Origin of the sequence: Roseateles violae, assembly GCF_030410485.1 — a bacterium.
Taxonomy (GTDB): domain Bacteria; phylum Pseudomonadota; class Gammaproteobacteria; order Burkholderiales; family Burkholderiaceae_C; genus Roseateles_D; species Roseateles_D violae.
This window is the reverse complement of the sequence record NZ_JAUHHC010000002.1, coordinates 452503-475565: the sequence shown is the minus strand read 5'-3', so window position 1 is coordinate 475565 and position 23063 is coordinate 452503. Positions and strand designations below refer to the sequence as shown.

General features: G+C 69.0%; 21 protein-coding genes and 1 riboswitch. Of the genes, 10 read left to right on the top strand and 11 right to left on the bottom strand.

All coding sequences use genetic code 11. The annotated features are described in order from the left end of the window. Window positions 1-95 precede the first annotated feature (95 nt). Both QWJ38_RS07690 and QWJ38_RS07685 read left to right on the top strand, forming a co-directional pair. Window positions 96-1034, top strand: a complete 939-nt coding sequence (locus QWJ38_RS07690) for a DUF3014 domain-containing protein (protein WP_290358470.1) — start codon at window positions 96-98, stop codon at window positions 1032-1034. Beyond that, window positions 1028-1894, top strand: coding sequence for a DUF6279 family lipoprotein (locus QWJ38_RS07685; protein WP_290358973.1), 867 nt, complete (start codon window positions 1028-1030; stop codon window positions 1892-1894). The genes QWJ38_RS07690 and QWJ38_RS07685 overlap by 7 nt, the downstream gene beginning before the upstream one ends. Before the next feature lie 4 nt (window positions 1895-1898). Here the strand turns inward: QWJ38_RS07685 and QWJ38_RS07680 are convergent, their stop codons facing one another. Next, the gene (locus QWJ38_RS07680; protein ID WP_290358469.1) at window positions 1899-2861 is read right to left on the bottom strand and encodes a LysR family transcriptional regulator; all 963 of its coding nucleotides are present in this window, start codon (window positions 2859-2861) and stop codon (window positions 1899-1901) included. A gap of 175 nt (window positions 2862-3036) precedes the next feature. On the opposite strand from QWJ38_RS07680, the gene QWJ38_RS07675 reads away from it, so the two are divergent. Together QWJ38_RS07675 and QWJ38_RS07670 are read left to right on the top strand one after the other, a co-directional pair. Next, window positions 3037-3252, top strand: a complete 216-nt coding sequence (locus tag QWJ38_RS07675; protein ID WP_290358468.1) for a hypothetical protein — start codon at window positions 3037-3039, stop codon at window positions 3250-3252. 93 nt (window positions 3253-3345) lie between these two features. Then, the gene (locus QWJ38_RS07670) at window positions 3346-4611 is read left to right on the top strand and encodes a M1 family aminopeptidase (protein ID WP_290358467.1); all 1266 of its coding nucleotides are present in this window, start codon (window positions 3346-3348) and stop codon (window positions 4609-4611) included. Window positions 4612-4614: 3 nt separating this feature from the next. Here the strand turns inward: QWJ38_RS07670 and QWJ38_RS07665 are convergent, their stop codons facing one another. The 5 genes from QWJ38_RS07665 to orn form a co-directional block, all read right to left on the bottom strand. Next, window positions 4615-5136, bottom strand: coding sequence for a GNAT family N-acetyltransferase (locus QWJ38_RS07665; RefSeq protein WP_290358466.1), 522 nt, complete (start codon window positions 5134-5136; stop codon window positions 4615-4617). Next, a complete protein-coding gene (locus QWJ38_RS07660) occupies window positions 5112-5726 on the bottom strand; it encodes a DUF1294 domain-containing protein (protein WP_290358465.1) in 615 nt (204 codons plus the stop codon). Before QWJ38_RS07660 ends, QWJ38_RS07665 begins: the two co-directional genes overlap by 25 nt. Window positions 5727-5792: 66 nt before the next feature. Beyond that, window positions 5793-7505 (bottom strand): DEAD/DEAH box helicase, encoded by a 1713-nt coding sequence (locus QWJ38_RS07655; RefSeq protein WP_290358464.1) that lies wholly within the window; start codon window positions 7503-7505, stop codon window positions 5793-5795. Between the two features lie 455 nt (window positions 7506-7960). Beyond that, entirely contained in the window at window positions 7961-9754 is a 1794-nt protein-coding gene (locus tag QWJ38_RS07650) for a chorismate-binding protein (RefSeq protein ID WP_290358463.1), read from the bottom strand. Between the two features lie 7 nt (window positions 9755-9761). Continuing rightward, on the bottom strand, window positions 9762-10325 hold the full coding sequence (gene orn, locus QWJ38_RS07645; RefSeq protein WP_290358462.1) for an oligoribonuclease: 564 nt from the start codon (window positions 10323-10325) through the stop codon (window positions 9762-9764). 58 nt (window positions 10326-10383) lie between these two features. Here orn and QWJ38_RS07640 point away from each other — a divergent pair, with 58 nt between their 5' ends. From QWJ38_RS07640 to rsgA, 3 genes are read left to right on the top strand one after another with little or no spacing between them, the layout of a single operon-like run. Beyond that, window positions 10384-11670 carry a M48 family metallopeptidase gene (locus tag QWJ38_RS07640; protein ID WP_290358461.1) on the top strand — a complete coding sequence of 429 codons (1287 nt, stop codon included), beginning with the start codon at window positions 10384-10386 and terminating at the stop codon, window positions 11668-11670. Continuing rightward, window positions 11671-11997, top strand: a complete 327-nt coding sequence (locus tag QWJ38_RS07635) for a 4a-hydroxytetrahydrobiopterin dehydratase (protein WP_290358460.1) — start codon at window positions 11671-11673, stop codon at window positions 11995-11997. After that, window positions 11952-12902: a ribosome small subunit-dependent GTPase A gene (gene rsgA, locus QWJ38_RS07630; RefSeq protein WP_290358972.1), complete on the top strand. Its 951-nt coding sequence runs from the start codon at window positions 11952-11954 to the stop codon at window positions 12900-12902. Before QWJ38_RS07635 ends, rsgA begins: the two co-directional genes overlap by 46 nt. A gap of 16 nt (window positions 12903-12918) precedes the next feature. Here rsgA and QWJ38_RS07625 read toward each other — a convergent pair whose 3' ends face one another. Further along, the gene (locus QWJ38_RS07625) at window positions 12919-13206 is read right to left on the bottom strand and encodes a hypothetical protein (RefSeq protein ID WP_290358459.1); all 288 of its coding nucleotides are present in this window, start codon (window positions 13204-13206) and stop codon (window positions 12919-12921) included. An 8-nt stretch (window positions 13207-13214) separates the two neighbouring features. Further along, complete coding sequence (locus QWJ38_RS07620) at window positions 13215-13964, bottom strand: SDR family oxidoreductase (RefSeq protein ID WP_290358458.1); 750 nt, start codon at window positions 13962-13964, stop codon at window positions 13215-13217. Window positions 13965-14400: 436 nt separating this feature from the next. Between QWJ38_RS07620 and QWJ38_RS07615 the strand changes: the two genes are divergently transcribed. Beyond that, on the top strand, window positions 14401-15006 hold the full coding sequence (locus QWJ38_RS07615) for a PEP-CTERM sorting domain-containing protein (protein WP_290358457.1): 606 nt from the start codon (window positions 14401-14403) through the stop codon (window positions 15004-15006). 94 nt (window positions 15007-15100) lie between these two features. On the opposite strand, the gene QWJ38_RS07610 is transcribed toward QWJ38_RS07615, so the two are convergent. From QWJ38_RS07610 to QWJ38_RS07600, 3 genes are all read right to left on the bottom strand, one after another. Beyond that, complete coding sequence (locus QWJ38_RS07610; protein WP_290358456.1) at window positions 15101-16876, bottom strand: S8 family serine peptidase; 1776 nt, start codon at window positions 16874-16876, stop codon at window positions 15101-15103. 89 nt (window positions 16877-16965) lie between these two features. Continuing rightward, a riboswitch (cyclic di-GMP riboswitch) is annotated at window positions 16966-17052 on the bottom strand. Window positions 17053-17366: 314 nt separating this feature from the next. Continuing rightward, a complete protein-coding gene (locus QWJ38_RS07605; RefSeq protein ID WP_290358455.1) occupies window positions 17367-19421 on the bottom strand; it encodes a M3 family metallopeptidase in 2055 nt (684 codons plus the stop codon). A gap of 113 nt (window positions 19422-19534) precedes the next feature. Next, complete coding sequence (locus tag QWJ38_RS07600) at window positions 19535-20206, bottom strand: hypothetical protein (protein ID WP_290358454.1); 672 nt, start codon at window positions 20204-20206, stop codon at window positions 19535-19537. A gap of 163 nt (window positions 20207-20369) precedes the next feature. On the opposite strand from QWJ38_RS07600, the gene QWJ38_RS07595 reads away from it, so the two are divergent. Then, on the top strand, window positions 20370-20930 hold the full coding sequence (locus tag QWJ38_RS07595) for a YaeQ family protein (RefSeq protein ID WP_290358453.1): 561 nt from the start codon (window positions 20370-20372) through the stop codon (window positions 20928-20930). A 59-nt stretch (window positions 20931-20989) separates the two neighbouring features. Then, window positions 20990-23050 carry a prolyl oligopeptidase family serine peptidase gene (locus QWJ38_RS07590; protein WP_290358452.1) on the top strand — a complete coding sequence of 687 codons (2061 nt, stop codon included), beginning with the start codon at window positions 20990-20992 and terminating at the stop codon, window positions 23048-23050. Window positions 23051-23063 lie beyond the last annotated feature (13 nt).

Here is a 23063-nt window from a genome sequence, read left to right as displayed (position 1 = left end):
GTCAATCCCGGCGAAGCGCGATCCGCGTGGTATGTTCGCCGCACGAAGCGGCATCGGCGCAGGCATCAGGCATCGGCATCCAGGAGGAGCAGGGGATGAACCTGAAGACAAGACCCGTGGCCATCGCGGCAGGAGGCGTCGCGGGGCTGGCCATCGTCGCGCTGGGCTGGCAGATCGCCCGCGGCCCCGGCCCCGGCGCCGGATCGGTCGGCGGCCTGCCGGCTTCCTCGTCCAGCGCCTCGGGTGTTGTCACCGGCGTCAGCGGAGCGACGGCGCCGGCTGGCATCGTGACGATGGCTTCCTCCGGCAAGGTGACGCCGGCCCCCGCCCCCGCAGCAAGCGCCGCGCCGCTCGTCCCCGGCGCCGCCAAGCACCCGGTCCTGCCGGGCAAGGCCCCGGCCATCCTGCCCAACGAGGTCGATGCCGCCCTTGCCCAGGCGCTGGGCGGGCGCAAGCAGCTTGGCAGCTACGTCTATCTGGAGCCGCTGGCGCGGCGCTTCGTCGCCAGCGTCGACGGCCTGGGCAACAAGAACGCGCCCACCACGCTGTGGCTGCTGCGGCCGGCGCCCAAGACCCTGGCGCTGAAGACCGACGCCAGGCAGGCCGAGCAGCACCTGATCGACAGCGCGGCCAACAGCCGGCGCTACGACAAATTCGTCCGCTGGGCGCTGGCGCTGGACACGCATCGCCTGCTCGATCTGTATGCGCGCATGTACCCGCTGCTGCAGCAGAGCTATGTCGAGCTGGGCCATCCGGCCGGCCACTTCAACGACCGGCTGATCGAGGTGATCGACCAGATGCTGGCCACGCCGGTGCAGCGCGCCCCGCTGCGCCTGCGCCCGCTGGCCGAGGCGCCCGCCGCCAGCGGCGCGACGCCGCGCACGCCGCGCTACGAATTCGCGGACGCCGAGCTGGAGGCGCTGAGCACCGGGCAGAAGATGCTGCTGCGCGTCGGGCCCCAGCATGCCGCCCGGCTGAAGATCAAGCTGAAGGCGCTGCGCCAGGGCCTGCTGAAGCTGGGGCGTCCATCCTGAAGCGAACCGTCCTGATCCTGCTGGCCGCCCTGCTGCTGCAGGCCTGCAGCGCGGTCAGGCTGGCCTACAACAACGCGGACAGCCTGCTCTACTGGCGGCTGGATAACTATCTGGACTTCAGCAGCGAGCAGGCGCCGCGGGTGCGCGCCGAGCTGCGCCAGTACCAGCAATGGCACCGGCGCGAGCAATTGCCGCGCTATGCCGAGACCCTGCGGCGGATCGCGCCGCAGCTGCAGGGGCCGCTGGCACCGGAACAGGCCTGCGCGCTGACCGAGCAGATCCGCCAGGGCCTGGAGGCGACGCTGGATCCGGCTCACTGGCCCTTGGCCTGGCTGCCGGCCGAGCTGAGCGAGGGACAGCTGCAGCAGCTGGAGCGCAAGCAGGCGCGAAGCAACGAGGAATGGCGGCACAAATGGATGGACGCCGGCGCCGCGGAGCTGGCGCAGCAACGCTTCGACGCGGCGCTGTCGCGGATCGAGTGGCTGTACGGCGGCTTGAGCAGCGCCCAGCAAGGCGTGCTGCATGCGGCACTGGCCACGGCCAGCGTCTTCGACGCGGCGCGCAGCCTGGCCGAGCGCCAGCGCCGCCAGCAGCAGCTCGTGCTCGCGCTGCGCCAGATCCGCGCCGAGCGGCTGGCGCCCGAGGCGGCGCGAGCGCGGCTGCGCGTCTATATGCAACAGCAATTGCTGGGCTCGCCGGAACCCGCCGAGCAGCGCTACCAGGAGGCCCTGCTTGCCGAGGGCTGCGCCGTGTTCGCGCGCGTGCACAACGCGACGACGCCGGCGCAGCGCGCGAAGGCGCAGCGCAGCCTGCTGGGCTGGGCCGAGGATTTCCGGGCGCTGGCGGCGCAGGCGAACTAGTATTTCAGGGCGAGGCGCTTTTCTCGCCCACCGCGCGCCGCACTTCCTCGCGCAGCCAGCGCTGCGCCGGATCATGTTCGTGGCGCGCATGCCAGAGCTGGCTGATCGCGATGCTGGGCAGGGCAAAGGGCAGCGGGCGTATCGCCAGGTCCTCGGCGAGCCCGGTCGCGGCCACGAAGCCGCTGGGCAGCACGGTCAGCAGATCGGACTGGCGCACCGCCAGCGCGCCGGTGAAGAAGTTGCCGACGATCAGCGCGACCCGGCGCTCGCGGCCCAGCGTGGCCAGCGCATCGTCGACGAAGCCGCGCGCGCGGCCGGCAAAGCTGACGCGCAGATGCTCGGCCGCGCAATAGGCGTCCAGGCCCAGCGGCTCGGGCCCGGCCAGCGCATGGCCGCGCCGCATCACGCAGACGTACTCGCTGTTGTACAGCGGCGCGCGATGGACCGGGCTGCCCGCCTCGTCGTCGCCCAGCGGCAGGCTGCCCAGGTCGGGAAAGAAGCCGATCGCCAGATCGGCGCCGCCCTGTTCCAGCAAGGCACGCGGATCGCGCGTGGTCAGCGGCACCACGCGCAGGCCGACCTTGACGCCCTCGCGCTGGAAGCGCTGCGCCAGCGTCGGCACCAGCAGCGCCGCCGTCGCATCGGCCATCGACAGCGTGAAGCCATGGCCGGGCTCGGCCGGATCGAAGGGCTGCGGCTCGAAGGCCTGCTGCAGCCGCATCAGCGCCTCGCGCACGACGGGCCACAGGGCCAGCGCATGCGGGGTCGGCTGCATGCCGCTGGAGCTGGGGATGAAGAGCTCCTCGTTGGCCGATTCGCGCAGGCGGCGCAGCGCATTGCTGACCGCCGGCTGCGTGATCGCCAGCCGCTGCGCCGCGCGGGTGACATTGCGCTCCTCCATCACCACGTCGAAGACGCGCAGCAGATTGAGGTCGAGATGGCGGAAGTTGACCGGGCGGCTGGACATCGGCGCATGGTAATAAGTCACGCGTCATTCGCGCCGGTGATGAGGCGATTCCGCATCGCAATTGGATCAATCTACGTAGAAACCGCAATATGACGACCGGGGCCGCATTCGCGCCCCAGCAACAAGAGAGGGATCCGCCATGTCCACCAGCGCCACCAGCCTCAAGCTTCCCCTGATGACGATGCCGTCCGACCGGGCGCGTGCCGAGTCCGCACGCGTCGCGGGCCAGCGTGCCCTCGTGGCCGGCGCGGCCCTGTGGCGTGCGCTGGAGGCAATCGGCGCGGCACGCGGACGCCGCGCTCTGCGTGAGCTGGCGCTGGAAGTCGGCAGCGAGCGCCCGCAACTGGCCGCCGCCCTGCTGAGCGCCCAGCGCCAGACCGTACGCGGCTGAAGCCGGGTCGATCCGGCCCCAAGCCGGGGCCCAGCGCGGAGCAGAATCGCGGCCACGATGACCGCGCTGCTCCGTTTTCTTTTTCTTCTCTGCATGGCCGCCCTCGCCGCGGCCGATGGCCGGGCCCAGCCGCAGGCGGCCGCCTATGAGCTGCGCCTGCGGCCCGATTTCGAGACGCAGGGCGTCAGCGGCAGCGAGCGCATCGTCCTGCGCCGCCGCGAGGGCGAGGACTGGGGCCGGCTGCGCTGGCCGCTGAACGGCCTGCGGCTGACGGCGCTGCGCCTGGAGGGCCAGGACTTGCCGCTGCCCGCGGCCGGCGAGGACGCCCTGCTGATCGAGATCCCGCCGGCCTGGCGCGAGCGCCGCGAGCTGATCCTCGCCCTGCGCTACGAGGGCCGGCCGCGCCGCGGCCTGACGTTCGGCGCCCAGCATGTCTACAGCGGCTTCGACAGCTGCCACTGGATGGTCTGCGATCCGGTGCCCGGCACCAAGGCCCGCTTCACGCTCGAGCTGCTGCTGCCCCAGGGCCTGCGCTCGGCCGCCGCCGGCGAGCCGCTGGCCGCCGTGGCGCTGGCCGGCGGCCTGAGTCTGCAGCGCTGGCGGCAGCAAAGGCCCGAGGCCAGCTATCTGTTCGGTTTCGCCGCCGGTCGTTTCCATGAAGCGCTCGAGCCGGCCGGCGACAAGTGGCTGCATTACCTCGGCCTGCAGGACGAGCCGGCGGCGCTGCGCCGCAAATTCCGCGACAGCCCGCGGGTGCTGGCTTTCTTCGCCGACAAGGCCGGCCTGCCGCTGCCCGATGCGCGCTATACGCAGCTGCTGCTGCCCGGCAGCGTGGCGCAGGAGGCGTCCAGCCTGGCCCTGATCGGCAAGCAGCTGCTCGACCCGATCGAGCAGGACGAGAGCGAGGACTGGGTGATCGTCCACGAGCTGGCGCACCAGTGGTGGGGCAATCTCCTGACCTGCAAGGACTGGTCGCACTTCTGGCTCAACGAGGGACTGACCGTCTTCATGACGGCCGCCTGGAAGCAGCAGCGCTGGGGCGAGGCCGCCTACCAGCGCGAGCTGGCGCTGGCGCGGCGGCGCTGGCAGACGGCGATCGACGCCGGCTACGACAAGCCGCTGAGCTGGGCCGGCGACTACCCGAGCCTGGCGATACGCCGCGCGATCCAGTACAGCAAGGGCGCGCTCTTCATCGACGCGCTGCGCCGCGAGCTCGGCGAGCCGCGCTTCTGGGCCGGGCTGCGCCGCTACACCCGCAGCCATGCCGGTGGTTCGGTCGAAAGCCGCGATCTGCAGCGGGCGATGGAGCGCGAGGCCGGCCGCAGCCTGGCCGAGCTGTTCGGGCGCTGGGTCTACTGAGGCCTAGCGACTGGGCCGCGCCAGATAGCGCGCATCGGCGCCGAAGCTGGCCAGCTTGGCGGCGATGCCGGCCGGCAGCGGGCCGGGCTCGGCAAAGCCCTGGCGCCGCCAGAAGGCCAGCGAGTCCTGCACGGCGACCAGGCCGATCTGGTCCAGGGCCAGGTCTTGCGCCGCCTGCAGCACCCGTTCGAACAGGCGCCGGCCCAGCCCCAGCGCGCGGCCGGCCGGCGCGACGGCCAGGTCATGCAGATAGAGCAGGCTGGGCGCCGCGCTGGGGCGGAATTCGGCCGCATTCAGCGCCGGAAAGCTCTGCTCGCAGACCGGCAGGCTGAGCACATAGGCGAGCGCCTGCCTGTCCCGCTCGGCCAGCCAGCAAGTGCCCAGCGTCTCGGTCGCGCGCAGCTTGGCCTCGAAGGCGGCGCCGTCCTCGATCAGGGCGGGCCCGTAGCACTGGGCCTGCAGGCCCAGCACCGCGCCGACGTCGCTGGGCCGCAGCGGCCTCAGCCGAAGAACTGACGCATCCATGCGGGCAGCGGCGTGAAGATCAGCACAAAGAGCAGGCAGTTGGCGGCGACACTGAGCCAGAAGCGGCGCGCGAAGGCCGGCTTGCTCGACTTGTGGCGCAGCAGCTGGCGCGCCAGCAGGGCGCCGGGCCAGCCGCAAGCCAGGGCCAGCAGGTGCAAGCTGTTCTCGGCGACGCGGCGCTGGCCCAGGCGCGCGGCGCGCTTGTCGCCGGCATAGACGATGAAGCTGGCCAGGCTCATCGCCATATAGCCGCCCCAGAGGGCCGGCGGCAGCGGCCAGCGCAGATGGCAGAGCAGATAGAAGGCGGCAAAACCCGGCACCAGCCAGAGCGCGCCACTGCCCCCGCCACTGCCGCGGCCCGCCGGCGCGGCGGCCGGCTCGGCCCGCTGGCCGCGCACCTTCAGCGCGCGGCGCTTGCCCTGCGCATCGAGGCCGGGCTCGTAGCTGAGCCGCTCGCCCGCACGCGGCCGCTGCGCGCGCGACGCGAAGGCCTGGGCATGGACGAACAGGCGCGGCCCGCCGCCGTCGGGCTGGATGAAGCCATAGCCCTTGGCGTCGTCCCACTGCACCAGCTGGCCTTCCTCGCGCATAAAAAATCTCGCTCGCAGAAACGGAAAAAGCCCGCTTGCGCGGGCCTTCAGCCTAGCAACCGGGGCTCAACGACCGAAGCCGCTGCGGCGGGTGCCGGCCGGCGGGCCGTTGCGGCGGGGGCCACGCTCGCCGCCGAAGCTGGGCTTGCCCTCGAAGCGGGGCTTGTCGCCGCCGAAACCGCCGGGCTTGCCCTCGAAGCGCGGCTTCTCGCCATAGGCCGGGCGATCCTGGCGCGGGGCGAACTCGCCGCGCGGCGCGAAGCCCCGCTGCTGCTGCGGCTCCGGCTGGAAGCCGCCGGGCTTGCGGTCGAAGGACGGACGGCCCTCGTAGCCGCCGCGGAAATCGGCGCGCGGACCGCGCGGCGCGAACTCGCCATGCGGAGCGAATTCGCCGCCACGCTGCTGGCCGCCGAACTCCGGACGGCCACCGCCGCCTTCGCGGACGAAGGGCTTGCCGGCGTCGCGGTGGAAGCCCTGCTTGGCATGGCCGCCGCCGAAGCGGCTGTTGCGGTCGCCGCCCCAGCCGGGCTTGCCGCCCCAGCCGCCGCCACCGCCAGGGCGCGGGCCGCGGTCGTCGAAGCTGCCGGCGGGACGCGGCGGGAAGATGCGCGGTTCCTGCGTCTTGGGCTCCAGGCCCTCGATGCGGGCGACCGGGATCTGTTGGGTAGTGAACTGCTGGATGCGGCGGATCATCGACACGTCATCGCGGCAGGCCAGCGTGACGGCCAGGCCTTCGCGGCCGGCGCGACCGGTGCGGCCGATGCGGTGCACATAGTCCTCGGCCTTCATCGGCAGGCCGTAGTTGATCACGTGGGTGATGGTCGGCACGTCGATGCCGCGGGCGGCCACGTCGGTGGCGACCAGCACGCGCACTTCGCGGCGGCGCAGCGCCATCAGCACGCGGTTGCGGCGGCCCTGCGGCATGCCGCCGTGCAGCGGCGCGACGGCATGGCCGATCTCCTGCAGGCGCTCGGCCAGCCAGTCGGCATCGCGCTGGGTCGAGGTGAACACCACGGCCTGGTCCAGGGTCGACTCGGTCAGGATCGCTTCCAGCAGCTGGTCGCGGTGGTTGTTGTTGTCGGCCCAGTGCAGGCGCTGGGTGATGTTCTCGTGCGTGTCGGTGTGGCCGGAGACGTCGACGCGGGTCGGGTTGCGCAGCAGGTCCTGGGCCAGGCGGCCGACATGGCCGGCGAAGGTGGCGCTGAACATCACCGTCTGGCGCTCGGCCGGGATGCGGTCGGCGATGAACTTGATGTCGTCGATGAAGCCCATGTCCAGCATGCGGTCGGCCTCGTCCAGCACCAGGGTCTGGACGTTGTCGAGCACGCACTTGCCCGACTGGATGTGATCCATCAGGCGGCCCGGCGTGGCGATGACGATATCGACCGGACCGGTCAGCTGGCGGATCTGCAGCGGATAGGGCATGCCGCCGAGCACCGTGCAGATGCGCAGGCCGGGCACATTGCGGCCATAGGTCTGCGCGGCCTTGGCGACCTGCTGGGCCAGCTCGCGGGTCGGTGCCAGCACCAGCACGCGCGGGCCGTAGTTCTTGCCACGCGGGCGGGCGGCGTCGGCGGCGCGGTTGTCCAGGATTTTCTGCAGCGCCGGCAGGATGAAGGCGGCGGTCTTGCCCGAACCGGTGCGCGAGGAACCCATCAGGTCCTCGCCCTTCAGCGCAGCGGGGATGGCCTGCGCCTGGATGTCGGTGGCGTTTTCGTAGCCGGCGTCCTTGACGGCCTTCAGCAGACCCTCGTGCAGGCCCAGATTTTCAAAGCTCATATCTTCTTTCAACAGTGCCATGCCCCGCCCCGCCAGAAAGGGGACGAACGCATGCGCCAGCGCTGCGCAGTCGAATGGAATGCAGCGCGGGCCAGTCAGGTCGCCGGGAGAAAGCTCGCGTCGTACACCACGATCAGTTGAGATCGGCCGGTGCGGCGCCGGTGGAACAGTCAAAGCGACGGCATCGCCGCCGACCGAACCACGAGGGTGTTCAGCGCTTCGTTTGCGCCCTCGGCAGCATGCTGCGCTGCGAGGTGAAACGGCCTGAACGAGGTCAGAGGAGACGTACGAATCGGCCGGCATCAAGCCCGACCGAGCCAGCGACTGTAACACACTAGGGTTTACTCTAGCAAGCCCGGCTTCGGCGGCAGCCATCGGCCGGCCGTGAACTTTGCGCGATACCGCGGCCCCGGTCGGCAGTTCACCGCGGCCTTGCCGTGCGATCCCGTCGCGAGCTAGAACCTGCCGAGCTCGGCGGCCACCCAGCCGCGCAGGCTGTTCAGAAAGGCCAGGCCCTCGGCGCGCGCCAGGTCGTCCTTGCTCAAGCGCGCCTCCTGCAGGACGCCCTGCTGCAGCAGTTCCTCGCGGTAGACGCCGGGCAGCAGTCCGGCCTCGCGCCGCGGAGTCAGCCATTGCCCGTCCAGCCGGACGGCGATATTGCCGAACGTGCATTCGGTCAGTTCGCCCTCGCGGTTCCACAGCAGCACGTCGAAGGCCGCGGCCGGCTTGGCGGCGGCGAAGGCCTCGTAGAGCTCGCGCCGTGTCGTCTTGTGCTGCAGGAATTCGGCCGCCGGCCCCTGCGCATCGATCGCCTCGGCCGCCAGCGCCAAGCCGACCCGGGCCGGCGTGTCGGGCAGCGGCTGGCACTGCAGCGCGATCTCGCCGCGCGCGGCGACGCTCAGCCGTACCCGCCAGCGGCCCTGGCCGTGCTCGCGCGCCAGCCGATCCAGGCCCTCGCGCACGGCCGCCAGGCTCAGGCGCAGGCCGAAATGCTGGGCCGTGCGCTGCAGCCGCGCCAGATGGCCGCTCAGCCGCGCATAGCGGCCGTCCTCCAGCCGCATCGTCTCCAGCGCGGCGATCGGCGCCTGCGCCCGCACGAGAAAGCGCGTCTTGGCCCGCCATTCGGCGACCTCGGCGGCGGCATCCGAGTCCAGCGTGATCGCGCTGCCGATGCCGCAGCGCAGCGCGGCATCGGCGCCCGCCTGCTGGACGGTGCGGATCGGCACATTGAAGGTCGCCACCCCGCCCGGCTGCAGCAGGCCCAGCGCGCCGCAGTACCAGCCGCGCAGGCCCGGTTCGAGCTGGCTGATGATCTGCATCGCGCGGATCTTGGGCGCGCCGGTGACCGAACCGCAGGGGAACAGCGCGGCGAAGAGCTCGCTGAGCCGCAGCCGCGGCCGGCTGACGGCGGTCACCGTCGAGGTCATCTGCCAGACGGTGGGCAGCGCATGCAGTTCGAACAGGCGCGGCACCCGCACCGAACCCAGGGTGGCGACCCGGCTCATGTCATTGCGCAGCAGGTCGACGATCATCAGGTTCTCGGCGCGCTCCTTCTCGCTGGTGCGCAGATGGGCCTGCGCCGCCTCGTCCTCGACCTTGTCGCGACCGCGCGCCGCCGTGCCCTTCATCGGCTGGGCCGCCAGCAGCCAGGTGTGCTCGGTATCGGGCAAGGGTCGCCAGTCGAAGAAGAGCTCGGGCGAAACGCTGGCCACGCCCCCCTGCCCGCTGGTATCACGCAGGAACAGCGAGAAGCCGCCCGGCTGGTTCTGGTGCAGGGCGAGGAACAGCGCATCCAGCGGCGCCGCTTCCGGCGCGGCATCGAGCCGCGTGGTCAGATTGACCTGGTAGCAGTCGCCGGCGCGTATCCATTCGCGAATGCGCTCGATCTGCGCCAGCTCGCCGGCCTCGTCCTGCGCATCGTGCCAGTCGCCGCTCAGCCGGCCGGCCGGCGCGGGCTCGGGCCAGGGCGACGGCGCTTGCTCATAGACGGCGAACTCGGCCAGCGGACGGCCACCCGACTGGACGGCCAACGCCGGATCGAAGCCGGCGGCCGCCTCGTAGCGCAGCCCGCCCAGCACCCAGGCACCGGCGCGGCTGGCCCGGTGCGCGGCGTCGATGACCTCGGCCAGTTCGTCCGTGCCCTGCGCGCGCAGCCAGCGCGCCGGCGGGTCGAAAAAAGCGCCGCGGATGCGCTCGCCGTCCTCCCGCGCCAGCGGGTGGCGCGGGAAGTCGAAGGCCGCCCACAACATCGCCGGCTCAGAGCGCGAGGAACTGCTCGCGGTAGTGGATCAGCTCGTCGATGGACTCGTTGATGTCGGCCAGCGCCGTGTGCGCTTGCGCCTTCTTGAAGCCCTCCAGCGCAGACGGCTTCCAGCGCCGCGCCAGCTCCTTCAGGGTCGACACGTCCAGATTGCGGTAGTGGAAGAAGTCTTCCAGCTTGGGCATGTGGTTGGCGAGGAAGCGGCGGTCCTGGCAGATGCTGTTGCCGCACATCGGCGACTTGCCGGCCGGCACGTATTGCTTCAGGAAGGCGATGGTCTGCGCGACCGCCTCGTCCTCGTTGATCGTCGAGGCCTTGACGCGGTCGATCAGGCCGCTCTTGCCATGCGTGCCCTTGTTCCAGGCGTCCATCTTGTCCAGGGTCTCGTCGCTCTGGTGGATCGCGAACACCGGGCCCTCGACGCGGATCGTCAGCAGCGGATCGGTGACGACGACGGCGATCTCGATGATGCGGTCGCTATCGGGGTAGAGGCCCGTCATCTCGAGGTCGATCCAGATCAGGTTCTGGTCGTTCAGGGCCAGCGCGGAGGCTGTAGTCATGGCAGGGCTTCCTTCGGTTTTCAGATCGACACTATTGTCGCAGCCCTACACTTCGCCCATGCCCACCACCCCTCCCTCCCTTTCCCCAACGGCGCTGAGCCTGGCCTTCGCGATCGCCCTGCTGCTGTCGCTGGCCGCCAAGTTCTGGCTCAGCACGCGCCAGGTCCGCCATGTGGTCCGCCACCGCGCGGCGGTGCCGGCCGCCTTTGCCGCCACCGTGCCGCTGGCCGCGCACCAGAAGGCGGCCGACTACACGGTCGCGCGCAGCCGCTTCGGCCTCTTGAGCCTGGCCTTCAGCACCGCCGTGCTGCTGGGCTGGACCCTGCTGGGCGGGCTCGACGCGCTGAACGGCTGGGTGCACGACGCCGTCGCGCCACGCTTCGGTGGCATGGCCTACCAACTGGCCCTGCTGACCGCGTTCACGCTGATCGGCTCGCTGCTGGACCTGCCCTGGGAGCTGTACAACACCTTCCGCATCGAGCAGCAGTTCGGCTTCAACAAGATGAGCTGGAAGCTCTATGCCGTCGATGCGCTGAAGGGCCTGCTGGTCGGTGCCGTGATCGGCCTGCCGATCGCCGCCCTGATCTTGTGGCTGATGGGCGCGGCCGGCAGCACCTGGTGGCTGTGGGCCTGGGGTGCCTGGATGGGCTTCAACCTGCTGATCCTGGTGCTCTATCCGACCGTCATCGCGCCGCTGTTCAACAAGTTCGAGCCGCTGCCGGACGAGGCGCTGAAGGCGCGCGTCGAAGGCCTGATGCAGCGCTGCGGCTTCGCCGCTAAGGGCCTGTTCGTGATGGACGGCAGCCGCCGCTCCGCCCATGGCAATGCCTATTTCACCGGCTTCGGCCCGGCCAAGCGGGTGGTCTTCTTCGACACCTTGCTGGCGCGGCTCAATGGCGCCGAGGTCGAGGCGGTGCTCGCGCACGAGCTCGGTCATTTCAAGCACAAGCATGTGCTCAAGCGCATGCTGACCATGTTCGCCATCAGCCTGGCCGGCTTCGCCCTGCTGGGCTGGCTGTCGCGGCAGACCGGCTTCTACCTCGCCTTTGGCGTGCAGCCGAATATGGCGGCGCCGAACGACGCGCTGGCGCTGCTGCTCTTCCTGCTGGTCGTGCCGGTGTTCGGTTTCTTCTTCACGCCACTGGCCAGCCGGCTGTCGCGCAAGGACGAGTTCCAGGCCGATGCCTATGCCTGCGCCCAGGCCAGCGGTGCCGATCTGGCCGCCGCACTACTGAAGCTGCATGAGGACAATGCCGGCACGCTGACGCCGGATCCGGTCTACGCCCGCTTCTACTACTCGCATCCGCCGGCCAGCGAACGGCTGGCGGCCATTCATGCAAGATAAATGAACCTCCTGACCGCCCAATGCACGCCGCAGCGCGAGCCGCTGCCCTCGCTCGATGACTGGCTGCCTCAGGTGCCCGGCTGGCTGGCCGATGCCGACGGAAAGGTGATCGGCCGGCGCTTTGGCTTCGACAACTTCTACCAGGTGATGGCCTTTGTCGATGCGGTGGCCGAGATCGCCCATGCGCAGGACCACCATCCGGAAATGCTGGTCGGCTATGACGCCTGCACCGTCAGCTACACCACCCATTCGGCCGGCGGCCTGACCGCCAACGACTTCATCTGCGCCGCCCAGGTCTCGGCCCTGCCCGAGGCCACGGGCGAATGAGCAAATTCCATGCGCTGGACCTGGGCCTGGTCGTGCGCGGCCATGGCCGCCATTACATCGTCGAGGACGGCGATGGGCGACGCCTGGTCTGCCACCCGCGCGGCAAGAAGAGCGATTGCGTGGTCGGCGACCAGGTGCGCTTCGCGCCGGCCGGCTCCGACGAGGGCGTGATCGAGGCGGTCGAGCCGCGCCGCAATCTGCTGTTCCGCCAGGACGAGTGGAAGACCAAGAGCTTCGCCGCCAATCTGGACCAGCTCTTGGTGCTGGTCGCCGTCGAGCCGGTGTTCAGCGAAAGCCAGCTGAGCCGCGCACTGATCGCTGCCGAGCAGGCCGGCATTGCGACGACGATCGCCTTGAACAAGACCGATCTGCCCGGCGCGGCCGCCGCGCGCGAACGCCTGGCGCCCTACCGCGCAATGGGCCTGCCGGTGATGGAGCTGGCGCTGAAAGCCGATCCGCTCGCCTCCAGGGCGCAGCTCGCGCCCTGGCTGGAAGGCAAGACCAGCTTCGTGCTGGGTCCCAGCGGCACCGGCAAGAGCACCTTGATCAATCTGCTGGTGCCGGACGCCCAGGCGCAGGTCGGCGACATCTCGCAGGCGCTGAACTCGGGCCGGCACACGACGACGACGACGCAATGGTACTGGGTCGACGCGGCCCGCCAGACGGCGCTGATCGACTCGCCGGGCTTCCAGGAATTCGGCCTGAAGCAGATCGAGCCGGCCGAGCTGCCGCTCTTGATGCCGGACCTGCGCGCCCATGCCGACCATTGCCGCTTCTACAACTGCACGCACCAGCACGAGCCCGGCTGCGGCGTGCGCGAGGCGGTCGCGGCGGGGCAGATCAGCGCCTCGCGCTACCGGATCTACGGCGAAATCCTCGAGCAGCTGACGGCCAAGCGCTGGTAAGCGCCGGCCAGAGGCGTCAGCGGTCCAGGCGTGGCGCCGGGGCCGGCGTGGCTTCGGGCACCTCGCGCGCCTCGACATCAACGACCTCGCCGACCGGCCTGGCGCCCGGTCGCCCCGGGGCGAAGCGGCCACGCGCACGCGCGAAACCCGAGACATCGATCTTGGGCCTGCGGCCGCGGATCAGGCTCCAGGCGATCAGCACCAGCATCGTGAACAGGGCGACGGCCATCAGGCCCAGCACGAGCACGACGGTGGCGGCGGCCAGCACCAGGCGCGTGACGAAGGAAACAAGGGAAGCAATCATCAGGAACATCAACCTCGCCCCACAAAGGGCATCTTGGTGGCCATCACCGTCATGAACTGAACATTGGCCTCCAGCGGCAGCTGGGCCATGTAGAGGATCGCGCTGGCGGCATGGGCGACGTCCATCGTCGGCTCGACCGCCAGCTCGCCATTGGCCTGCGGCACGCCGCGCGTCATCCGCTGCGTCAACTCGGTCAAGGCATTGCCGATATCGAGCTGGCCGCAGGCGATGTCGTGCGCTCGGCCATCCAGGGCCAGCGTCTTTGTCAGCCCGGTGATCGCATGCTTGGTCGCCGTGTAGGCGATCGAGAAAGGCCGCGGCGCATGGGCCGAGATCGAGCCGTTGTTGATGATGCGGCCACCGCGCGGCGACTGCGTCTTCATCAGCTTGAACGCCGCCTGCGCACACAGGAAGCTGGCCGTCAGATTGACATCGACGACGGCCTGCCATTGCTCGTAGCTCAGTTCGTCGATCGGCACCGCCGGCGCGCCGGTACCGGCATTGTTGAACAGCAGATCCAGCCGGCCAAACTCGGCGTGCACCCGTTCGAACAGCGCCGTCACCGCCGCCGGCTTGCTGACGTCGGCCGGCAGCACCAGCGCCCGCGCCGGATCCGCGGCCGCCGTCTCGCGCAGCGCCTGCTCGCGCCGGCCGACCAGGGCGACCCGGTAGCCCGCCCCCATCAGCGCCTGCGCGGCCGCACGACCGATGCCGCTGCCGGCGCCGGTGACCAGGGCAAACTTCTGGAATTCACTCATATGCGCATGATAGACAGCTGAACCGAAGCTTTCGGCTTCCAAAAGCTATCGCAGGCAAAACCGCCTGCCTGATGAGCAGCCGGGCACCGGCAAGAGTGATCTTGATGGCGACGGCGAGCGAGGCCTGCGGCAGATGCCAGTCCCAGCCCGACAAGGCAGCGATCATCTTGGATGCCCCAAGGAAGCCGGAGGTGCTGTCGCGTTAGTCCGCCGCTGTCTAAGGGGTACCGCCGGCCAATACGGTCAAGATCGCTTTACCACGCGCAGCGGCACGCTGTTGGTGGCTCTGCACCTTAAGGCGCGTCGGAAACCTTTACATTGCCCGCGACCACGTACGAATCGCTTGCAAAGAAGTCATAAAAATCAAGCAGTTGCGAATGTGGCACGTGAATTGCGTCACATACCTCGGCAGCTTTTTTTCCTAGAGGAGATTTGTATGACGCCTCGACAGGTTTGGACAAAAACGCTAATCGCTGCAGCGATCGCGTTGCCGACAGTTTCCGCGACGGCTGACGTCGTCAATTTTTTCAATGGCTCGAATCTGTACGCACAGATGACAACGAGCGGCGGCACGAACTTCTCGCTGTCGTTTGTCGGCCAGGGTGTGGCTGCCGGCGGCTTTATCAACGAGTTATTCATGGACGGCCCCACGGGCACGTTCACCAACACGACCAGTGCTGCCGTTACGACGCCGACAGCCACCTACTCGCTGAACGGCTTCAACGGAGGCGGCGGTGGCGGCAGCATCTACGATTGGGAGATCGACTTCCCACAGCCCAACGATGCCACCCGTTTCACCGTTGGCGAAATTGCCACCTGGACCATCACGGTGACCGATCCGAGCGCGTGGCAGCTTGAAAAACTTCACATCAACGCGTTTGATGGCACCAACTCCATCAAGCTCGACGGCTGCCTCCAGGGCACGCGGGGATGCGGTGACGGTAGCCCCAACCCGACTGGCTTCCTGCCCGAGCCAAGCTCGCTGGCACTGGTGGGACTAGCCATGCTGGGCCTTGGCTGGACCGGCCGCCGCAGGGCCTGACACCCTTGGCTTAGACGGCAGAAAAGAAGGCCCACTTCGGTGGGCCTTTGTCATTGGACCTGCTAGGCCTGGCGGCAATGCCGCCAAGTGACGCTCAGCGGCTGACCTGCACCGACGTGGTCGTCTTGTTACCGGCAGCGTCCTGGCCGATGGCGGTCAGCGTGTGAATGCCGGCAGACGCCTTGCGAGAGTTCCAGTTGTACGAAAGGCTGCCACCGCTGCCGCTGGCCACCAGGGCGCCGTCCAGATAGAGGCTTTGCTTCAGGGCGGCGCTGCCAGCGTTGTCCGTGGCCTGGACGCTCACGCTGACGGTACCCGAGACCTGGCTGCCGTTGATCGGGTTGGCGATGGTCACGACCGGCGGTGTGGTGTCGGCCGTCAGCGCGTTGGCCACGGTCAGCGACACCGGCGCCGAGTTGCCGGCATTGCCGGCGGCGTCGTAGGCAACGGCGGTCAGCGTCACCGCGCCGTTGGGCGACTTGCTGCTATCCCAGCTGAATTGATAGGGCGCGCCGGTATCGGTGCCAACGACACTGCCGTTCACGAGCAAGTTCACTTTGCTCACGGCCACGTTGTCGGTGGCGTTGACATTCACGCTGACCAGTCCGCTGACGGTCGAGCCGCTGGTCAGTGCCACGGACGCAACCGGCGCCTGCGTATCGGCGCCCGTGGCCGAGCGGGCGGCACGCACTGCGGCATCGGCGTCGACCCGGCCGTAGCCGAAGTAGATGTCCTTGCCGGCAGCCCCCAGGTCGACGGCCGTCGAGAACAGCAGGCTCTCGATCTGAGCGGCACCGAGGCTCGGGTTGGCCGACATCATCAGTGCCACCACGCCGGCAACAATGGGGCTGGAGAACGAGGTGCCGTTGGCGCTGGTGTAGGCACCGTCGCTGTTTGTGGTCCAAATGCCTGCGCCGGGCGCCGCCACCGACACCATCTGACCGAAGCTGGACCAACTGGTGCGGTTGTCGCTGCCGTCGGTGGCCGATACGGTGATCATCGAGGTGGTGGCTGCGGCGTTCTCGTCGATACCGCCGTTGCCGGCGCTGACGACCAGCAGGCCCCCTTTGCTCTTGAGATAGGCGCCCGCACTCAGGATCGACGCCGTCTTGAACAGGCCGCTGTAGCTGCAGTTGACCACCCGCACCCCGTGGTCGGCGGCATAGGTGATGCCGCTGGCAATGGTGCTGTAGTAGGCGGTACCGGCGGCGTCGGTGATGCGTATGGGCATGATCCTCGCTTGGCCGGCCACGCCGGCGACACCCGCGCCGTTATTGGTCACCGCCGCTGCCGCGCCTGCCACGGCGGTGCCGTGGTAGGTAACAGGGCTCGTGGTGTTGCTGCCGTCGTAGGCGTTCCAGCCCGGCACCAGGTTGGGCGCCAGGTCCGCATGGGTGGCCAACACGCCCGAATCCAGAATCGCGATGGTGACGCTACCGCCCTGCGAAACATCCCAAGCCGACGCGGCCTTGAGGGTGTTCAAATGCCAGGCGCTGCCCAGGTAGGGGTCGTTGGCAGCGAAGTCGGGCTGCACCTTGCGGTCCAACTCGGCGAACTTCAGATGCGGGTTGTGCGCCAGTTGCGCCTGCACAGCGGTCTCAGACGCATTGCCGGGCAGATCGACGATGTGCAGATTGCTCTTGCCGATGCGGCGCGCCTTGCCGCCGTGAACCTTGACAATCTTGTCCAGTTCTTCATCCGACAGGCCGGCGTGCGTCTGCACGATGACCCGGCCCTTGGCATATTCGGCCGGTTGGGCGGCATGCGCGCCCCAAGAGGCCATCGCGGCCACCAGGGCCAGCGCCATGCGCGAACGAGAAAGTGTGAATTGCGCGCCGAAGCCTTGCGCCGAACCGTTACTGAACCCCATACGACACCTACTGAGATTTGGTTCCGGCCACCCAGGGGCAGGCCTGCTCAGACGGCGTCAGGGCGTCGTTACCGACGCCATCGGGGTTGTCTGGCAGTCCAGCCGTCATGGGGTCGAAACCCTTTAGACCGTTGACTTTGCGTCCCGCGCTTTCGCGCGGTTTGCCCTTTGCAGAACAACTAACTCTGCTTGAGCCCGAAGGCTCGAATACTGGAACCTTGACAAAACCGGCAGCCAGAAGCCGCCGGTCTTGCGCGGGATCACGGTCATGGAGCGTTGCTACTGAACCGTGATCGATCGCGTGAAGTCATTATGGATAACCCATATAAGGGCTGTTGCGAGGTTTGTAACAGCCGGTGTGGCATGCACGGATAAGCACCTCACAGCGACGCCGGGGCGTTCGATGACAAGCCCCGACCCTCCGAGCGACACATCCGGATACAGGCCTTCGTTTGACCTTCCATTTCGCGTCGCGCCCGGTTCACGCAGCTCAGGCCGGCAGCAGCCCCCGCCCCCGCAGCATCGGCTCCACCGCCGCATCGCGGCCGCGGAAGGCGCGGAAGGCCTCGCCCGGCTCGCGGCTGTTGCCGGCCGACAGGATGCAGCCGACCAGGCGCTCGGCGGTCGCGCGGTCGAAGGGGCTGCCGGCCTCGACAAAGGCCTCGTAGCCGTCGCAGTCCAGCACCTCGGCCCACATATAGACGTAGTAGCCGGCCGCATAGCTGCTGCCCGAGAACAGGTGCTGGAAATGCGTCAGGCGGTGGTTCATGCCGATCGCGGCCGGCAGGCCGTAGGCGGCCATGGTCCGGGCCTCGAAGTCGACCACCTCCGGGCCCTCAGCCTCGGTCAGCGAATGCGCGGCCATGTCGACCAGGGCGCTGGCCGTGTAGCGCACCGTCTCATAGCCCTGGTTGAACAGCTCGGCCGCCTTCAGCTTGGCCAGCAGGGCGTCCGGAATCGGCTCCCCGGTCTTGTAGTGGCGGGCATGCTTCTTCAGCACCTCGGGCTCGCTCATCCAATGCTCGAAGATCTGCGAGGGCAGCTCGACGAAGTCGCGCAGCACCTGGGTGCCGGACAGGCGCTCGAACTCAACGTTGGACAGCAAGCCATGCAGGCCATGGCCGAACTCGTGGAACAGCGTGCGCGCATCGTCGAAGCTGAGCAGCGTCGGCTCTCCCGGCGCACCCTTGGCGAAGTTGTTGTTGTTCAGGATGACGGGCAGCGCGTCGATGCCATTGCGCGCCTGCCAGCGCAGCGCGTTCATCCAGGCGCCGCTGCGCTTGGTCGGGCGGGCGAAATTGTCATGCAGGAACAGGCCGCGCGGCGAGCCGTCGGCGTTCTGCACCTCGTAGACCTTGACGTCGGCGTGATAGCCGGCGACCTCGGGCCTGGCCACGAAGCGCAGGCCGAACAGGCGGTTCGCGCAGTCGAACAGCGCCTCGACCATCGCGTCCAGCGGGAAGTAAGGCTTGATCTCGGCCTCCTCCAGGTCGTAGCGCGCCTTGCGCAGCTTCTCGGCATAGAAGCGCCAGTCCCAGGCCTCGAGCTCGAACGCATGGCCCAGCGCGCGCATCTGGCCGATCAAGGCCTGGCGCTCGCTCTCGGCCGCCGCCTTGGCCGGCTCCCAGACGCGGTCCAGCAGGCCCATCACCGCTTGGCGGCTGCCGGCCATCGTGTCGGCCAGCGCATAGTCGGCGAAGCAGGCATGGCCGTGCAGCCGCGCCTGCTCGTTGCGCAAGCTCAGGATTTCCTGCGCGATGGCGCGGTTGTCGCTGGTGCCGGCATGCTCGCCACGGCCGACCCAGGCGCGCCAGGCCTGCTCGCGCAGATCGCGGCGCTCGCTGAAGGTCAGGAAGGGCACGATGTGCGAACGCGACAAGGTGATCGCGTGCACGCCGGCCTCCAGGCCGCGGTCCTGCGCCGCCTGGCGCGCGGCGGCACGGACGAAGTCCGGCAGGCCGGCCAGTTCGGCCTCGCTCTTCAAGAGCAGCTGGTAGCCGCTCTCGTCGGCCAGCACATTCTGCGCAAAGGCGGTGTTCAGCTCGGCCAGACGCTCCATCACCTGCGCGTAGCGGGCCTGGGCCGCCGGCGCGAGCTTGGCGCCGGCGCGGACGAAGTCCAGCTGCACCCGCTCCAAGAGGCGCAGTTGTTCCGGGCTGAGGCCCAGCGCCTGACGCTCCTCGTACAGCGCGTCCACCCGCTTGAACAGCTCGGCATGCATATAGACCGCGTTGTTGTGCGCGGCCAGGGGCGCGGCCAGCGCGCGCTGCGCGGCCTGCAGCGCCGGCGAGGTGGCCGAGGCGGTCAGCGTATAGAACAGATGCTCGAGGCGCGCCAGCAGGCGGCCGCTGCGGTCGAAGGCGGCCAGGGTGTTGGCAAAGCTCGGCGGCTCGCTCTGCGCGGCGATCGCGTCCAGCTCGGCGCGGTGCTCGGCCAGCGCGACCTCGAAGGCCGGCTCGAAATGCTCGGCCTCGATGGCGGCAAAGGGCGGCAGGCCGTAGGCGCCGTCCCAGGCTTGCAGCAGCGGGTTGGTGTTGTTCGTCATCGATGTCTCCGGGATCGCCTCGTGGGCGGCTGTCAAAGAACAACGGCGCCAACCTGGTGAGGGTGGCGCCGTCGTGGGCTTCTTGCTGGCGGGGTCGTTCGTCCGCCGCCTGCTTACTTGGCGCCGGCCGCGGCCAGTTCCTTCTTGATCGCGATCTCGTCGGCCTCGTCGTACTTCTTGTTGGCGCAGCTGGCCTTCCAGTCGTCGATGGCGTCCATATGCTTGTCGACGCGACCGGAGATCTCCTCGCGCGCCTTGTTGTGCGCCTCGACGCGGGCGTCGAAGCCCTTGCTGTCGGCCTGGTAGGCCTCCTTGGCCTTGTTGGCGGCGTCGATGCGCGGATCCATCTGCGCGGCGCGGGCCGCGTACTCGTCCTGCATCTTCTTGATCTCGTCCTTGTCGGCCTTGCCTTCCTTGGCCTTGGCCTTGATCTCCTCGCCGAACTTGAGCAAACTCTCGCGGTCTTCCTTGATCTTGCTCACCGAGGCGAGCAGTTCCTGGCTGCGCTTGGTCAGCTCTTCCTTGTCGGCCAGCAGCTTGGCGTGCTCGGTGTTGTAGGCGGTCTCGATCGCCTTGACCTCGCGCGCCTCGGCCTCGTTGTCCTGGTTGCCCTTCATGCAGGCGCGCAGTTCGTCGCGGCTCAAGAGCTTTTCTTTCGGCTTCTCGACCACCGGCTTGCTGACCTTGTTGTTCTTCGGGTCGACCTTGGCATTCGGATTGGCCGTCTGGGCATGGGCCGGCAGCAGCACGGCAGCGGCGGCGAGGGAGATCAGGAGTCGTTTCATGGCTGTGTCTACTCAACAAGCGAAGCGCCCGCGGGCACCGATAGGGGCGTCGCCGGATCGGGGTCCGCGGCCGCCACGAAAACATCTTAAAAGAAAGCGATTGTCCCCCAGTCCGGTTGCCGCCCGATAATCGCCCGCTTCGCCAGCCCGAGCCGCTCCATCCATGGCATTGAAAGCCACCATCCACAAAGCCCAGCTGCAGATCTCCGACATGGACCGCCATGTCTACGGCGAGCACAGCCTGGTGATCGCCCGCCACCCCAGCGAGACCGACGAGCGGATGATGATCCGCGTGCTGGCCTTCGCGCTGCACCTGCCGGCCGACGAGCTGCGCGGCCGGCTCGAATTCAGCAAGGGCCTGTCCGATGTCGACGAGCCCGAACTCTGGCAGCTCGATCTCAGCGGCGACGTCGTCCACTGGATCGATCTGGGTCAGCCCGACGAGCGCCGCATCATGAAGGCCCATGGCCGCGCCGAGCGGGTCACCGTGATCAGCTATGCCTCCAGCACGCCGGTCTGGTGGGGCAATCTGGAAGGCAAGCTGACCCGCGCGCCCAAGCTGGCCGTCTGGCAGATCGCGCCCGAGCAGTCGCAGGCACTGGCCGCGTTGGCCGAGCGCAGCATGCAGCTGCAGATCAGCATCCAGGACGGCAGCGTCTATGTCTCGACCGCGCGCGCCGCGCTGGAGATCACGCCCATCGTGCTGAAGGCGGCCCAATCATGATGCCCTTGCAACGCGTCCTTCCCCTCTTCCTCCTCACCGGCTTGTTCAGCCTGCACGTCATGGCCCAGACCCCGACCGCGCCCGCCGATCCCTATCAATGGCTGGAAGAGGTGCAGGGCGAACGCGCGCTGGCCTGGGTGCGCGAGCGCAATGCGCACAGCGGCAAGATCCTGCAGTCGCGCGCCGACTACGCGCCGCTGCGCGAGCAGCTGCTGGGCGTGCTGAACGCCAAGGACCGCATCCCGCAGGTGCGCCGCCTCGGCCCCTGGCTCTACAACCTCTGGCAGGACGAGCAGCACAAGCGCGGCCTGTGGCGGCGCACCAGCCTCGCCGAATACGCCAAGCCCGAGCCGGCCTGGGAGACGGTGCTGGACCTGGACGCGCTGGGCCAGGCCGAGGGCGAGAGCTGGGTCTTCGGCGGCGCCAGCTGCCTGGGGCCGGACTACCGGCTGTGCCTGCTGCAGCTCTCGCGCGGCGGCTCGGACGCCCATGTGGTGCGCGAGTTCGATCTGCAGACCAAGCGCTTCGTCGAGGGCGGTTTCGTGCTGCCCGAGGCCAAGTCCGAGGTCGAGTGGATCGACGCCGACACGATCTATGTCGGCAGCGACTTCGGCCCCGGCTCGCTGACCGATTCCGGCTATCCGCGCCTCATCAAGCGCTGGCGCCGCGGCACGCCGCTGGCCGAGGCCAGGACGGTGTTCGAGGGCGAGGCCAGGGACGTTGCCGTCGGCGTCGACGTCGACCGCACGCCCGGTTTCGAGCGCACCACCTTCAGCCGTGCGCTGGACTTCTACAACCAGACCAGCTTCCTGCTGAAGCCGGACGGCGGCCTGGCCCGGCTGGACCTGCCCAGCGACATCCAGCAGCAGTTCTGGGGCGCTCGCCTGCTGCTGCATCCGCGCAGCGCCTGGAGCGTCGGCGGCAAGCGCTATCCGGCCGGCTCGCTGTTGATCACCGACGCGGCCGCCTATCTGCGCGGCGAGCGCCGCTTCCAGGTCCTGTTCACGCCGAGCAAGACCCGTTCGCTGGCCGGCTATGCGCTGACCCGCGAGCATGTGCTGCTGAACATCAGCGACAAGGTCGCCAGCCGGCTGGAGGAATGGAGCTTCGCGGCGGTCAAGCCCGAGCACCGCGTCGTCGCCGCCCCCTTCCCCGGCACGCTGAGCCTCGCCAGCCTCTACGACAGCGAACTGGCCAGCGACGAACTCGGCGACCGCTATCTGCTGAACTACGCCGACTTCCTGACGCCGGACACCCTGTACCTGGCGCGCGCCGGCGTCGACGCACGCGAGGCGCTGAAAAGCCGCACGGCGCTGTTCGACGCGCAGGGCATGAAGGTCGAGCAGCATTTCGCCCGGTCCAAGGACGGCACGCAGGTGCCCTATTTCGTCGTCTGGCCGGCCGGCGCCAAGGCCGACGGCAGGAACCCGACCCTGCTCTACGGCTATGGCGGCTTCGAGGTCACGATGGCGCCGAGCTACTCGGGCGGCCGCGGCCGCGCCTGGCTCGCGCGCGGCGGCGTCTTCGTGGTGGCCAATATCCGCGGCGGCGGCGAATTCGGCCCCGGCTGGCACCAGGCGGCGATCAAGGCGCACAAGCAGCGCAGCTACGACGACTTCATCGCCGTGGCCGAGGACCTGATCAAGCGCAGGATCACTGCCCCGCGCCATCTGGGCATCATGGGCGGCAGCAACGGCGGCCTGCTGGTCGGCGCGACCTTCGTGCAGCGACCCGAGCTGTTCAACGCGGTCGTCTGCCAGGTGCCGCTCCTGGACATGCGCCGCTACCACCTGCTGCTGGCCGGCGCCTCCTGGATGGCCGAGTACGGCGACCCGGACAAGGCGGCCGAATGGGCCTGGATCTCCAAGTACAGCCCCTATCAGAACGTCAAGCCGGGCGTGAAATACCCGAAGGTGCTGTTCACCACCTCGACCCGCGACGACCGCGTCCACCCCGGCCATGCGCGCAAGATGGCGGCGCTGATGCAGGCCCAGGGTCATGAGCTGCTGTACTACGAGAACATCGAGGGCGGCCATGGCGGCGCCGCCGACAACGAGCAGCGCGCGACCCTGCAGGCGCTGGAGTACAGCTATCTGTGGCAGCAGCTGGGGCGCCCATGATCGTCGTGCTCAT

Excerpts from the sequence above, each read along its gene's own strand:
- QWJ38_RS07670 (WP_290358467.1), top strand. The coding sequence starts at position 3,346 with ATGGCCGCCCTCGCCGCGGCCGATGGCCGGGCCCAGCCGCAGGCGGCC.
- orn (WP_290358462.1), bottom strand. The coding sequence starts at position 10,325 with ATGACTACAGCCTCCGCGCTGGCCCTGAACGACCAGAACCTGATCTGG.
- QWJ38_RS07605 (WP_290358455.1), bottom strand. The coding sequence starts at position 19,421 with ATGACGAACAACACCAACCCGCTGCTGCAAGCCTGGGACGGCGCCTAC.
- QWJ38_RS07690 (WP_290358470.1), top strand. The coding sequence starts at position 96 with ATGAACCTGAAGACAAGACCCGTGGCCATCGCGGCAGGAGGCGTCGCG.
- QWJ38_RS07615 (WP_290358457.1), top strand. The coding sequence starts at position 14,401 with ATGACGCCTCGACAGGTTTGGACAAAAACGCTAATCGCTGCAGCGATC.
- QWJ38_RS07675 (WP_290358468.1), top strand. The coding sequence starts at position 3,037 with ATGACGATGCCGTCCGACCGGGCGCGTGCCGAGTCCGCACGCGTCGCG.
- QWJ38_RS07680 (WP_290358469.1), bottom strand. The coding sequence starts at position 2,861 with ATGTCCAGCCGCCCGGTCAACTTCCGCCATCTCGACCTCAATCTGCTG.
- QWJ38_RS07635 (WP_290358460.1), top strand. The coding sequence starts at position 11,671 with ATGAACCTCCTGACCGCCCAATGCACGCCGCAGCGCGAGCCGCTGCCC.
- QWJ38_RS07665 (WP_290358466.1), bottom strand. The coding sequence starts at position 5,136 with ATGGATGCGTCAGTTCTTCGGCTGAGGCCGCTGCGGCCCAGCGACGTC.
- QWJ38_RS07625 (WP_290358459.1), bottom strand. The coding sequence starts at position 13,206 with ATGATTGCTTCCCTTGTTTCCTTCGTCACGCGCCTGGTGCTGGCCGCC.
- QWJ38_RS07600 (WP_290358454.1), bottom strand. The coding sequence starts at position 20,206 with ATGAAACGACTCCTGATCTCCCTCGCCGCCGCTGCCGTGCTGCTGCCG.
- QWJ38_RS07655 (WP_290358464.1), bottom strand. The coding sequence starts at position 7,505 with ATGAGCTTTGAAAATCTGGGCCTGCACGAGGGTCTGCTGAAGGCCGTC.
- QWJ38_RS07595 (WP_290358453.1), top strand. The coding sequence starts at position 20,370 with ATGGCATTGAAAGCCACCATCCACAAAGCCCAGCTGCAGATCTCCGAC.
- QWJ38_RS07650 (WP_290358463.1), bottom strand. The coding sequence starts at position 9,754 with ATGTTGTGGGCGGCCTTCGACTTCCCGCGCCACCCGCTGGCGCGGGAG.
- QWJ38_RS07640 (WP_290358461.1), top strand. The coding sequence starts at position 10,384 with ATGCCCACCACCCCTCCCTCCCTTTCCCCAACGGCGCTGAGCCTGGCC.
- QWJ38_RS07620 (WP_290358458.1), bottom strand. The coding sequence starts at position 13,964 with ATGAGTGAATTCCAGAAGTTTGCCCTGGTCACCGGCGCCGGCAGCGGC.
- QWJ38_RS07660 (WP_290358465.1), bottom strand. The coding sequence starts at position 5,726 with ATGCGCGAGGAAGGCCAGCTGGTGCAGTGGGACGACGCCAAGGGCTAT.
- QWJ38_RS07610 (WP_290358456.1), bottom strand. The coding sequence starts at position 16,876 with ATGGGGTTCAGTAACGGTTCGGCGCAAGGCTTCGGCGCGCAATTCACA.
- QWJ38_RS07590 (WP_290358452.1), top strand. The coding sequence starts at position 20,990 with ATGGCCCAGACCCCGACCGCGCCCGCCGATCCCTATCAATGGCTGGAA.